The 12,666-nt window shown below is 43.1% G+C and carries 10 protein-coding genes; 4 read left to right on the top strand and 6 right to left on the bottom strand.

The features are described from left to right. Positions 1–9 precede the first annotated feature (9 nt). Together mukF and HPC40_RS03340 are read right to left on the bottom strand one after the other, a co-directional pair. The gene (mukF, locus tag HPC40_RS03345; protein ID WP_208118069.1) at positions 10–1,338 is read right to left on the bottom strand and encodes a chromosome partition protein MukF; all 1,329 of its coding nucleotides are present in this window, start codon (positions 1,336–1,338) and stop codon (positions 10–12) included. A gap of 90 nt (positions 1,339–1,428) precedes the next feature. Then, positions 1,429–2,586, bottom strand: coding sequence for a polysaccharide deacetylase family protein (locus HPC40_RS03340; RefSeq protein ID WP_208118068.1), 1,158 nt, complete (start codon positions 2,584–2,586; stop codon positions 1,429–1,431). 142 nt (positions 2,587–2,728) lie between these two features. Here HPC40_RS03340 and ttcA point away from each other — a divergent pair, with 142 nt between their 5' ends. Beyond that, positions 2,729–3,661, top strand: a complete 933-nt coding sequence (ttcA, locus tag HPC40_RS03335; protein ID WP_208118067.1) for a tRNA 2-thiocytidine(32) synthetase TtcA — start codon at positions 2,729–2,731, stop codon at positions 3,659–3,661. Next, positions 3,661–5,502: an ABC transporter ATP-binding protein gene (locus HPC40_RS03330; protein WP_208118066.1), complete on the top strand. Its 1,842-nt coding sequence runs from the start codon at positions 3,661–3,663 to the stop codon at positions 5,500–5,502. The genes ttcA and HPC40_RS03330 overlap by 1 nt, the downstream gene beginning before the upstream one ends. A 34-nt stretch (positions 5,503–5,536) precedes the next feature. Here HPC40_RS03330 and ypfJ read toward each other — a convergent pair whose 3' ends face one another. Further along, positions 5,537–6,376 carry a KPN_02809 family neutral zinc metallopeptidase gene (ypfJ, locus tag HPC40_RS03325; protein ID WP_208118065.1) on the bottom strand — a complete coding sequence of 280 codons (840 nt, stop codon included), beginning with the start codon at positions 6,374–6,376 and terminating at the stop codon, positions 5,537–5,539. An 11-nt stretch (positions 6,377–6,387) separates the two neighbouring features. Next, positions 6,388–7,047: a TIGR01621 family pseudouridine synthase gene (locus HPC40_RS03320; RefSeq protein ID WP_208118064.1), complete on the bottom strand. Its 660-nt coding sequence runs from the start codon at positions 7,045–7,047 to the stop codon at positions 6,388–6,390. Between the two features lie 41 nt (positions 7,048–7,088). Between HPC40_RS03320 and cls the strand changes: the two genes are divergently transcribed. Beyond that, positions 7,089–8,549: a cardiolipin synthase gene (cls, locus tag HPC40_RS03315; protein WP_208118063.1), complete on the top strand. Its 1,461-nt coding sequence runs from the start codon at positions 7,089–7,091 to the stop codon at positions 8,547–8,549. 2 nt (positions 8,550–8,551) lie between these two features. Then, positions 8,552–9,208 carry a histidine phosphatase family protein gene (locus HPC40_RS03310; RefSeq protein ID WP_208118303.1) on the top strand — a complete coding sequence of 219 codons (657 nt, stop codon included), beginning with the start codon at positions 8,552–8,554 and terminating at the stop codon, positions 9,206–9,208. Here HPC40_RS03310 and glnD read toward each other — a convergent pair. Further along, entirely contained in the window at positions 9,205–11,820 is a 2,616-nt protein-coding gene (gene glnD, locus HPC40_RS03305; protein ID WP_208118062.1) for a bifunctional uridylyltransferase/uridylyl-removing protein GlnD, read from the bottom strand. The genes HPC40_RS03310 and glnD overlap by 4 nt on opposite strands. Further along, positions 11,771–12,574 (bottom strand): type I methionyl aminopeptidase, encoded by an 804-nt coding sequence (gene map, locus HPC40_RS03300; RefSeq protein ID WP_208118061.1) that lies wholly within the window; start codon positions 12,572–12,574, stop codon positions 11,771–11,773. The genes glnD and map overlap by 50 nt, the downstream gene beginning before the upstream one ends. Positions 12,575–12,666: the final 92 nt, after the last annotated feature.

Below are 12,666 nucleotides of genomic sequence, written 5' to 3'. Positions count from 1 at the left end.
CAAACCTTCTTATTTATATTTGTCGATCACATGTGCTTGCACTTGTGCACCATAATTATTGATATTTTGCCACTGCGGCGTTTTAACCGCACTTAAGTCATCACTTGCCATACCCAATTTGATCGCTTGATCAACAATAATACGCGCCACATCAAAATGACGAGACAGTGGTTGTTTGGCAAGCTGATCACGCAGAATTTGTCCCAAATCAATAGGTTTTTCGTTCTCTCGATAGCTAATTAACAGTGTTTGCATCTGCTCCACAATATGCTCATGTAGATCACTTAACGACTCAAATTCCAGCTCAGTTGGCAATTCACCAAGTGCATCTTCCTCACTTAATGCCACCTCTTCGTCACGCAAATCGATCAAACGTTGTGCCTGCGTAACCCATAAATACCATGGCGCATCAAAATAATTGTGAATGGACTGACGCAAACGACGTGAAAATACACGATTTTTATCCATATCAATTGCGGTACGAATAAATTTATGCACATGGCGATCATAACCAATCCATAAATCAATCGCTTGTTGCCCCCAACTGATAATACGATCTAATTTCGCCTGCAAATTAATGACAAGTTGAGCGACAAAATCAAGCTCCTCACGCCCAATGATACAATCTTGAATGCGTAATAATTGCGCTTGCAGTTTATCACCTGCCGCACTTAAGGTATCTTGTAATTCGCGTAAATTACCCGATGTTTCATCAAGCAACTGCTCACAACTCGAAAGTGCGGTTTGCCAATCCTGCGTTAAAAGCTGCGCAATTTGCTCTTTAATACCATGTTGATTTTCATCCATTATACGCTGTGAAAGATCAATACTGTCGAAAATCTCTGCCACGGAGTATTTCAATGGCGCATATACATTCCGTCGCCAGTGCAATTCATCACCATTCTCTTCCGCCGCGCTAGATGCACGTTGAATTTCATCGGCCACAATGGAAAGTTGCACCGATAAACGTAATGTTGAAAACTCACGCTGGCGAATATAATAATCCGATATCCCCACCCCCAATGGCGTTAAGCGATAAATGGACAATCCTTCCGTAAACTCACTACTAAACCGATTTAAAAAACGTTGTTTAACCAGATCATTAATGGCATTATTCGCACGTTGAATTACACTTTCTTCCGCTTGTCCAAACTGTTGCGATACCAAGCGAAATAGGTCAACTAAATCGTGTTCGATCATTTCACCATCAATTCGTTCATTATTATAAATCGCAATGGCGAGCAAAAATGCTAAACGCTCGGTGGAAAGTTGCAGGGAGAACTCACGCTGTTTTGCCCAGTTAACCAGTTCAGGAATGGTTTGCGCTGTTTCTGTCATAAAATTAACTCGCATTAATAGTAATTAAAATGCTTTAAAGTTCTTGATTATAACTTAATTTTCACACAACAACAGCCAAAAATCGCCAAATTAGTGTGCCAATTTTTCGATAATATAATCATCGCTATCATTTTTTAAAAGATACAACCGTTTCAGTTGGTATGGGTCATCACCAAACCGCACTTTGCCTATTTTAGTGGTAAACGCCATACGAATTCCAGCTGCTTTCGCAGCACGGCGAGCGGTTTCATTATGAGCCCCAAAAGGATATGCTAAAAAATCTGCATGCGGATTAAAGCCGTGCAAAATTTGGCGTGCTCGCTTTAAATCCATAAAGATATTATGGTAATTACGCTGAAAAATAACAGGACGTAATTTAGCGTAGCGATGTAAAAAATGAGTATGGCTTTGCACATCAAATACTGACTGCATTTTGCGCAAATCATGACGATTAATAAATTGCAACTGGTCAGGATTCCATTTTTGTGGCGTATATTTCAAACGTGAAGTAATGATAAAAATAGTTGCCTTTATATGTAATTGTTGCAAAATCGGATACGCATAACGATGTACCGACTCCAAACCATCATCAAATGTCAAGACAACTGCTTTTGCAGGTAGGTTTTTCGTAGCATGTAAATAGCCTTCCAAATCATACAAAGAAATCGTGTGATAACCTAATGCTTTGAGCAAGTGCATCTGGTGGCGAAAAGCCCTAACCGATGTTGTTGTAGATGTATGCTGAAAGCGGGTATTTTCTTGCTCTTTCAGCAAATGATGATAAGTCAATACGGGAATGCCGTTATCCAGCTCAACCGCACTTTTATGTAAAAATGCACGCTTGCCTGCAAATTGGATCGGGTAAAACGCACCTTGTGCCTTTCCCACAATGGGATAACGCAAGCCTGCATTGAGCAACGCAAGTTGAGGCGATGCAAGATCAGGCATTTGATAAACCGTTGTGACTTTATGCGTAATGACATAATCCGTCACGTTTTGCACATGATTAACTTTTTGCTCACTTCCCACGCAGTGTTTTGGGGTAAATGCCACCCCATTACCAAAAGCAATTATCTGCTTATCCGCACTTTCCCCTTTATTCAAAAGCGACTGCCCCTGCTTAATTTCACCAACATACTCCTGCTTGCCTGAAATAGAGGCATAGATTGGACAATACTGGGCATAAACAGGGGGAAGACAAAAAAATACGCCACAAAAAACCAAAGTGCGGTTAACAAAAGCCATCATCTCATCGTCGGAGTAAACATCATTTAAACCTCAAATTATAAGAGCTTTTGGCGGTAAAAACTAGACAAAAACAAGGGAAAGACTAGCCAAAAAGCGGATTAGTCAGTATCCTATGCGCAATTTTTATCTTTTGGGCTATTTTATGCAAAATACTATGCCTTCCAAGCAACAACAAAAACAAACTTACAATGCCAATAAACTCCATAAACGCCTGCGTCGCAATGTAGGCAATGCAATTGCTGATTTCAATATGATTGAAAATGGCGACAAAGTGATGGTTTGCCTTTCTGGTGGTAAAGACAGCTATACCCTGCTTGATATTTTACTGAATTTGCGTCTTAATGCCCCGATTCATTTTGATATTATTGCCGTGAATCTTGATCAAAAACAACCTGGATTTCCTGAAGAGGTATTGCCACGCTATCTAGAAGACATTGGGGTTGAATATCGCATCGTAGAAGAAAATACCTACGGGATTGTCAAAGAGAAAATCCCCGAGGGTAAAACCACATGTTCGCTTTGTTCACGTCTGCGACGTGGTATTTTGTATCGTACAGCCACAGAGTTAGGGGCAACGAAAATTGCACTGGGGCATCACCGTGATGATATGCTAGAAACACTTTTTTTAAATATGTTTTATGGTGGAAAAATGGAAAGCATGCCGCCAAAATTATTAAGTGATGATGGCAAGCATATCGTTATTCGCCCGCTGGCATATTGCAAAGAAAAAGATATTATTCGCTATGCCGAGATTAAACAATTTCCAATTATTCCGTGCAATCTATGCGGTTCACAGCCTAATTTGCAACGCCAAGTTGTGAAAGAAATGCTGCAACGTTGGGACAAATCGCACCCTAGGCGACTTGAAAGTATGTTTAGAGCCATGCAAAATGTGACATTGTCACATCTGTGTGATACCACAGTGTTTCCGTTCTCCACACTAACACAAGATACTCAATTTGAAGGCGAAGGCGACATTGCCTTTGATAAACCGCACTTTACCCCTTTTATCGATGAAGAAGCGCAAGAAGATTACACAACACAAAATCAAATTCACATTAAGGCAGTTGAATAATGTTTAATCGCATTTTTACTTTTTTTGAAAATCGTATTGATCCCTATCCTGACAGTGCGCCTCAAACACCCAAAAGTGGCGTATTTTCCTTTATTTGGTCTGGCTTAAACGGATTACGTTGGTGGCTATTGGCATTAGTTATCCTCAATATTGGGATGGGAATATTTGAGGCAATGCTCTTTAAAATTATGGGACTACTTGTGGATTGGTTGGGGCAATCAACGCCAGCAACTTTCTTAAGTGAACATAGCACAAGCCTCTGGGCAATTGGCATTATGCTACTTTTAAGCCCAATTTGGTTAAGTTTACTCAGCATGATCCATTTTCAAACATTGCAAGGCGTGTTTCCGATGCGTTTACGCTGGAATTTTCACCGTTTAATGTTGGGGCAAAGTTTAGCCTTTTACCAAGATGAATTTGCAGGACGTGTATCCGCTAAAGTGATGCAAACCGCACTTGCCGTGCGTGATACCGTTATGGTCTGTGCAGATATGGTGGTTTACGTTGCCGTATATTTTATTTCCAGTGGGGTCATTTTACTGCAATTCGATGGCTGGTTGATTGTGCCTTTTATAAGCTGGTTAGTGCTCTTTGGTATAATGATGATCTATTTTGTCCCTCGCCTTGCCAAAACGGCAAGCGAGCAAGCAGACGCACGTTCGTTGATGACAGGGCGTGTAACGGATGCTTATGCGAATATTGCTACGGTAAAACTCTTTTCCCATGGCCGACGTGAATCGCAATATGCCAAAGCCTCAATGCAATCATTTATGCTCACAGTACATGCTCAGATGCGTTTAGTCAGTCGCCTTGAAGTGTGCAATCATATTTTAAACACATCGCTGGCAGCCAGCACCGCTGCAATTGGTATCTGGTTATGGTATCAAAGTGCGGTCAATGTTGGTGTAGTGGCTGCTGCAACAGCGATGGCGTTACGCGTCAGCGGGCTTTCACATTGGATGATGTGGGAAGCAGCAAGACTCTTTGAAAATCTTGGTACAGTCAAAGATGGTATCTCGACCTTAAGCAAGCCTCACACGGTACTGGATGCGCCTAATGCCCAACCACTCGTGGTAACAGGTGGTGATATTCAGTTCAACGATGTATCGTTTCATTATGACACGCATCGTACCTTGCTTTCACATTTCAATTTACACATCAAACCTGGCGAAAAAGTCGGGTTAGTGGGGCGTTCAGGGGCAGGAAAATCAACGTTAACCAATTTATTATTGCGTTTTTATGATGTCAATGGCGGTGAAATTCTCATTGATGGGCAAAATATCAACGCCGTTACTCAAGAAAGTTTACGCGCACAAATTGGCTTAGTCACCCAAGATACCTCACTGTTGCACCGCTCTGTGAGGGAAAATATTGTCTATGGCCGCCCAGAAGCCAGTGACGAAGAGATGTATCTAGCCGCCCAAAAAGCCGCTGCAGACAGTTTTATTCCACATTTAAGTGATGCGCAAGGGCGTACAGGTTATGATGCCCATGTCGGTGAACGTGGTGTGAAACTTTCAGGCGGGCAACGCCAACGCATTGCAATTGCACGCGTGATGCTGAAAGATGCGCCGATTCTCTTACTGGATGAGGCAACCAGTGCACTTGATAGCGAAGTGGAAATTGCCATTCAAGAAAATCTGGAAAAACTCATGCAAGGTAAAACGGTTATTGCCATCGCCCATCGCCTTTCTACCATTGCTGCAATGGACAGGCTTATCGTGATGGATCAAGGTCAGATTATTGAGCAAGGTACGCACAGTGAACTGCTCGCCAGAAATGGTGTTTACGCCAAACTTTGGGCACATCAAAGTGGTGGCTTTTTGGCGGAAGATCATTAAAAAGTGCGGTTGAACCGCACTTTTACTTTTACTTTTACTCATCAAATGTATTACATTGGCGAATATCGCCATGTTCCAGTCCGCGTTTTAACCAATACATACGCTGCTTAGCACTGCCATGGGTGAAACTGTCTGGCACAACATAACCTTGATGTTGTTTTTGCAAGCGATCATCACCTACGGCTTGGGCAGCATTCATAGCCTCTTCTAAATCGCCAGGCTCCATAATGCCTTGTTGGTTGGCATAATGCCCCCATACCCCTGCAAAGCAATCCGCTTGTAACTCCAGTTTAACCGAGATCTGATTTGCTGCCGCTTGGCTAGCACTGCGTTGCATCGCTTGATGCGCTTTAGGTAAAATACCAAGCAAATTTTGTACGTGATGCCCGACCTCGTGTGCAATCACATAGGCAAATGCGGCATCGCCAGACGCTTTCAATTTGTGTTGCATATCTTGATAAAATGACAAATCCAGATAAACACGATGATCTTCTGGACAATAAAACGGCCCCATTGCTGCCTGCCCAGTACCGCATGCCGTCGATGTGGCGCGCGTGTAAAGCACCATCGTTGGCGGGCTATAACGTTGCCCTAATTGGCGAAAATAGCCACCCCATACATCTTCGGTGTCCGCCAGCACAACTTTTGAAAACTGTGCCAGTTCTTGCTCTTGTGCTGTTGGTGTGTACTGGGCTGACGGTGGCTGTTCACTATCAAAACCGCTTACTAGCCCTGAAAGATCCACACCATAATACGCCCCCACCAATACAATAATCAGCCCAACAATGCCGCCTTTACCCCCACCGATAAAGCCACCACCTTGTCCACGTCTGTCATCAATATTGCGACTTTCTCGTCTTCCTCGCCAACGCATAGTTCCCTCGTTTATGTTATCGCCAAATCAGCAATGGCTTGCTGCACTTGTGTATTGCTAAACCATTGCCCGCAGGTTGGATTGCAACGCACTTCAATTTTTTGCCCATTATACTCAAATTGCAAACAATAGGCATGTAGATAAGTGCGGTCTGCACACTCGCCGCCGTAACGTTCGTCTCCTAAAATCGGCACACCTAAACTTTTCATCGCCACCCGTAATTGGTGCGTTTTTCCTGTTTTTGGCAAAAGATGATAGAGCCTCAAGTGCGGTGCAACAGAAACACTATAAAAGCGTGTAATGGCGGGATTGTTACGCTCCAGACTTAACCGCCAACTGCCATTGCGTGCTTTTTGCATATCGCCCACAATTAAGCCTTGTTTTTTCTTTGGTTTACCCTGTGCAAGTGCGATATAATGCTTCGTTATTGCTTTTTGGGCAAATAGTTGCTGAAATGTCGCCGCACTTTGTGCCGATTTTGCCAAAATCAGCAAGCCCGATGTGGCTTTATCAAGGCGATGCACGAGCCACAATTTTTTATATCCGGTGGCTTGAGCAAGTTGCTCAAGTAACCCATATTCTTGGTTGTCTTTGTGTACTGACAATGCCGAAGGCTTGTTCAATACAAGGAAATCGTGGTGTTGATAGACAATATGAAAAGATGTTGTCATACGTTGTCGCACAGTGCGTAATTGAAAAGATAAAATATAGTATGAATAGCTCTATTTCGCAAATTTTAAGCCTTTTTATTCCTGCCTTAATTTGGGTTTTAGGTATCGGCATTACTGCACGCTTAGCCTTTAAAAAGCAAGCTGTTTCTGTGACATTAGCCTGGTTTTTGATCATTTTTATCATTCCTATTTTTGGCATTATTGCCTATTTAATTTTAGGCGAAATTAAATTAGGGCGACGACGCGCGGAAGCCTTTAAAAGGCTTACCCCACGTTATCAAGAATGGTTTCATAGCTTTGATGAGTGCTCTAATCTCACATTACGCCACGAGCATTTACGGTTCAAACCGCTCTTTGCGTTAAGCCGAAAAGCGTTAGGTATTCCTTGCGTGTTGGGCAATGAACTGCATATTCTCAGCACACCACCGACGATTTTTGAACATCTCTTAAACGATATTCAGCAGGCGCAGCATAGCATTTCAATGACATTTTACATCTGGGCAAAACAAGGATGGGTCGAAGAAATTAATCGAGCCCTTGAAAGTGCGGTTGCCCGTGGCGTGAAAGTGCAATTACTGCTTGATTCAGTGGGAAGTAACGCTTTTTTGCACAGCCAACGTTGCCGACAAATGCGTCGTGCTGGAGTTCAAATTGAAGAAGCGTTACACGCCAATCTTATCCGCATGTTTTTCCGTCGTGCAGACTTGCGTCAACACCGTAAAATCGTGGTTATTGACGATTACATTGCTTATACAGGGAGCATGAATATGGTTGATCCCCTTTATTTTAAAACTGACAGCAATGTAGGACAATGGGTGGACATGATGGTACGCATGCAAGGACCTGTAGCGTTAATTTTGCAAGGCGTGCATAATCTTGATTGGCAAATGGAAACAGGCAATGCGATTGCCCTTTTACCACAATGCCCACTTAAGCCGACACAACCAAGCGACACATATGGCGTGCAAATTTTACCGTCAGGTCCTGGCTTTTCAGAGAGTATGATGAGTCAATCATTGCTATTAGCAATCAGCTCTGCACGTGAATCCATTACCATCACCTCCCCTTATTTTGTGCCCAGCCATACTATTGCCAGCAGTCTTGCCACAGCCGCTATTCGCGGTGTTAGCGTAAATTTAATTGTGCCTAAAAAAAATAATTCGCTCTTGGTGCATTGGGCAAGTCGTACCTTTTTTGATGAATTATTAAGTGCAGGCGTGAATATTTACCAATTTGATGGCGGATTGTTACACACGAAAAGCATTTTAATCGATCGTCGCCTTGCACTGGTGGGTACCGTTAATATGGATGCTCGCAGTTTTATGCTGAATTTTGAAGTGACCATGATTGTTGATGACCTCCGCTTTGGAGAAGAGATTAATGCTTTACAACAGCACTATATCAGCCAATCACACATTCTTGCACAACAACAGTGGGCAAAACGCCCGCTTTATCAACGCTTACTCGAACGTATCTGTTTTTTATTTAGCCCATTACTTTAATGATGTACAAACAGCTTGATTTTTATATTATTCGCCACGGGCGAACGGAATGGAATGAACGTGGCTTACTGCAAGGTCATGGCGATTCCCCATTAACAAAGGCAGGTATCGCAGGTGCTAAAGCCACCGCTGATGCCTTATCTGATATTGACTTTACTGCAGCATACAGCAGTGAATTGCCTCGAGCCTTCAATACCGCAAAATTGATCATAGGCGACCGCACTTTGCCGATTATCACATTGGCAGGATTAAATGAGCAGGCATTCGGCACTTGGGAAGGGCAGCACATCACGCAGCTTAGTGCCTTGAGTGAATTTCACGCAATGCGCACGGATCCAATGCATTATCATGCCACGACTAATGGTGGCGAAACCTTTGAACAACTCTATCATCGTGTAACACGCTGCATGCACACGATTATTCATCAGCATCAACATGGTGCAATTTTGCTGGTATCCCATGGGCATACTTTACGCTTGCTGCTCCATAGTTTACAAGGCGGAAGCTGGCAAACGCACCGTGATCCTACGCAAAGTTTTTCGGTATTAAACACCGCAATTAATCATGTACGTTATACGCAGCTTACACCTGAGGCTAACGGCACATTCAAAATGTTACGTTGTAACGACACCAGCCATTTAAGCGTTGGTAGTTTTTAGTCTAAGGCGTGATAAAGTGCGGTTTCAAGCCATTCACACTGTTCTGGTGTTAGTGCTACGCCTTGTGCGTTTTGCAAAATAAAGAAGTCTTCAGCTTTTTCACCGATGGTCATAATTTTCGCATTGATCAGGCTCAAATTCTGCTGGCTAAAAATGGCACTAATCTGTGCCAATAGCCCAGGTTTATCTAATGTGAAAATTTCAATTTCTGTTTGATCAGCCTTATCACGATGTAAAAACCGCACTTGAGTGGCAATAGAAAAGTGTTCAAGCTGCCGATTTTGTCGTGGTACAGAAGGTTGATACTCCCCTGTTAACGCTGCTTTGACCGCACTTTCAATCTCTCGCCTGCGTTCAAATTGAGCAAGATCGCCATTATGCTCAGTAAAAATAAAACTGTCTAAGCAATACCCATCAGAACTGGTGATAATCTGGGCATCGTGAATGGAAACTTTTTTGGCTTCCAACGTGCGAGCAATTTTATTAAACACATAAGGCTGATCTGGGCAATACACAAAAAGCTCTGAGCCTCCGCTGCTGAAACGGTTGCTGACTTTGCATACAAGCTGGCTTTTAGGCGTAATTAAACGAATATGCCACGCCAGTTGCGCACTATTATTCCGCAAAAAATAATCTTGCGGACAACGCGCCCAAAATGCATGAATTTGCGCCAGTGTGCACGTTTGTGCTTGGATAGCATCAGATAATAAATCCAATGCCTGCAAACGGTGATTTAACACTTGTTCTGATACATCTAATAACTCATCGCTCCCTTGTGCTAACTGCTTAAGCGTGAACTGATATAAGGTTTGCAAAAGCGAGCGTTTCCAGCTATTCCACAGCTGATTATTCGTCGCACTAATATCGGCTACCGTCAAACATAACAGATAATCTAACCGCACTTTTGTTTTAACTTTGCGTGCGAATTGATTGATGACATCAGGATCGTAAATATCACGTCGTTGTGCGGTCACTGACATAAGCAAGTGATTTTGTACCAGCCATGCCATCGTTTCCGCATCGCTTTCACTAAAAAAGTGCTGTTTGGCAAAATCATAGACATCTATCGCACCTAACTCAGCATGATCGCCCCCTCGCCCTTTGGCAATATCGTGAAAAAGTGCGGTAATATAGAGCAACACACGATTAGGCAAATGGGGAAAAATCGTTGCGCAAAGTGGATGATTATCTTCAGCCTCTGGGGTTAAAAAATCTTCCAGTTTCAATAAAACGCGCAGCGTATGCTCATCCACCGTATACGCATGAAACAGATCAAACTGCATCAATCCCTCAATGTTATCCCACGCCTTAAAATAGGCATTTAACACGCCAACTTGACGCATGGGTACCAATGCTCTTGCAATGGCATTCGGCTGGTTGAGGAGCGTAACAAAGGCCTGTCTAACAGCTTGATTTTCGATTAAATACTGCGTGCGTTGTGACAGTGTACGACGTAACTGGCGCAATGTGGAGGCATGAATATATCGGTTTTCCTGCGTGGTTAAATGCAGAAATAATGTGATGATGCTGTCAGGTGACTGAGCAAAACAGGTTGGCGTACGCAACTTAATGGCGTTATCTTGCAGAAGAAAATGCGTATCAAGCCGTTGCGTGTTTGCTGTAAAAGTGCGGTGCAAAAATTGCTCAGAATAGTCTTGCAACAGCATTTGACTAAGCACCATAACGTCGTGCGAATGGCGAAAATAGTGACGCATCATTGCTTCGACCCCACGATTATTTTCAGCCTGTGCAAAACCCAAAAGCTCACATACGCGCAACTGATGTGCAAATAATAAGCGATTATCAGCCCGTTTTAATAACAGATGTAACGCAAACCGCACTTTAAATAAAAAGTGTTGTGCATGATGTAATAATTCATATTCTTCGCGGTAAATAAAGCCCGATTGCAACATTTGCTCAAGACTCTGATCGCCATTATGGCGACGGGTCAGCCAGCTTAATAAATGCAGATCCCGCAAGCCACCTGGGCTGTATTTTACATCGGGCTCAAGATTATAACTGGTGTTATGATAACGCTGATACCGCTGCTCACGCTCTGCCATTCGCCCATTATAGTAAGCCTCTAATGTCCAGAAATCGCTGCGTTGTGTCAAGGCGTTAAGTTCTTCCGCTAAGCGTGGAGAGCCACATAATCTGCGAGCTTCAAAAAAGGTGGTTGCAATGCTCAGGTCGGCTTTGCCATCACACTCACATTCCCTTAATGTGCGCACAGCCTGCCCAACGTTCAAGCCACAATCCCATAGAAATTGCACCAACTGCTGCCAACGTGCACGATCTTGCTCACAAAGTGCGGTTTGCGTGAGTAATAAGAGATCCAAATCAGAATGGGGGAACATTTCTTTCCGCCCAAATCCCCCCACAGCCATTACACATAATCTCTGATCAGAAAAGCCCAAATGCTGCCAAAGATCACCAATGAGCTGATCAAAAAATGCTGTTCGAGTATGCAAAAGTGCGGTTATCGGCGCATATTTTAATTGCTCCGTTTCCTGCGCTTTCAGCGTAGATAACGCGGCTTTAACGCCTCCAACCGTAACCATATTATACGTTGTGCATAATGCGAGCGATGCGCCCTGAGGCAATTTCTTCATCGCGAATGGTCAAAATCTCACAACCGTCGTCGGTAATAGCGATTTGGTGCTCATATTGCGCAGATGGACTGCGATCTTTCGTTTTTACTGTCCAACCATCGCCCATTAACCGCACTTCTTTGCGTCCAGCATTCACCATTGGCTCAATCGTCAATACCATACCAGGTTGTAAAATCACGCCACCATCATCGGCGTAATAATGTAAGACTTGCGGCTCGCAATGAAATTCACTCCCGACACCATGGCCACAATATTCACGCACTACACTATATCCTTTACTTTCCACAAATTGCTGAATAACTTTGCCAATTTGATTTAAGCGAATACCTGCTCGCACGGTGTGTAATGCTTTATAAAGTGCCTCTTGGGTAACCTCACAGAGGCGTTTGCCTTTAATGGTTGGCTCGCCAACAAAATACATTTTAGAATTATCGCCAAAATAGCCATCTTTAATCACCGTAACGTCAATATTGACGATGTCGCCATCTTTTAAGATGCGTTCTTCACTTGGAATGCCATGACACACAACTTCATTAATGGAAATACACACCGATTTTGGGAAACCATGATAGTTTAAGCACGCGGGGATTGCTTGTTGTTTATCACAAATGTAATCATGACAAAGTTTATCAAGCTCGCCTGTGCTCACGCCCGCTTTTACATGCGGTTCAATCATCACCAATACGTCTTGTGCCAGTTGGCACGCAATGCGAATTTTTTCGAGTTCTTGTTCTGTACGAATTGGAATAGCCATACTGATCCTTGCTTATAAATCACGTTTAAAAGTATAACGCAAAATTAAATGCACTTGAACAGATTATGGTAAAGTGTGGTATAATCCGCAAA

Source organism: Spirabiliibacterium falconis (assembly GCF_014885015.1).
Lineage (GTDB): Bacteria > Pseudomonadota > Gammaproteobacteria > Enterobacterales > Pasteurellaceae > Spirabiliibacterium > Spirabiliibacterium falconis.
This window is presented reverse-complemented; position numbering and strand designations above follow the sequence as displayed.

Bases quoted from the DNA above. Each gene is read 5' to 3' on its own strand.
- mukF (WP_208118069.1), bottom strand. From the start codon at position 1,338: ATGACAGAAACAGCGCAAACCATTCCTGAACTGGTTAACTGGGCAAAA.
- HPC40_RS03340 (WP_208118068.1), bottom strand. From the start codon at position 2,586: ATGATGGCTTTTGTTAACCGCACTTTGGTTTTTTGTGGCGTATTTTTT.
- ttcA (WP_208118067.1), top strand. From the start codon at position 2,729: ATGCAAAATACTATGCCTTCCAAGCAACAACAAAAACAAACTTACAAT.
- HPC40_RS03330 (WP_208118066.1), top strand. From the start codon at position 3,661: ATGTTTAATCGCATTTTTACTTTTTTTGAAAATCGTATTGATCCCTAT.
- ypfJ (WP_208118065.1), bottom strand. From the start codon at position 6,376: ATGCGTTGGCGAGGAAGACGAGAAAGTCGCAATATTGATGACAGACGT.
- HPC40_RS03320 (WP_208118064.1), bottom strand. From the start codon at position 7,047: ATGACAACATCTTTTCATATTGTCTATCAACACCACGATTTCCTTGTA.
- cls (WP_208118063.1), top strand. From the start codon at position 7,089: ATGAATAGCTCTATTTCGCAAATTTTAAGCCTTTTTATTCCTGCCTTA.
- HPC40_RS03310 (WP_208118303.1), top strand. From the start codon at position 8,552: ATGTACAAACAGCTTGATTTTTATATTATTCGCCACGGGCGAACGGAA.
- glnD (WP_208118062.1), bottom strand. From the start codon at position 11,820: ATGAAGAAATTGCCTCAGGGCGCATCGCTCGCATTATGCACAACGTAT.
- map (WP_208118061.1), bottom strand. From the start codon at position 12,574: ATGGCTATTCCAATTCGTACAGAACAAGAACTCGAAAAAATTCGCATT.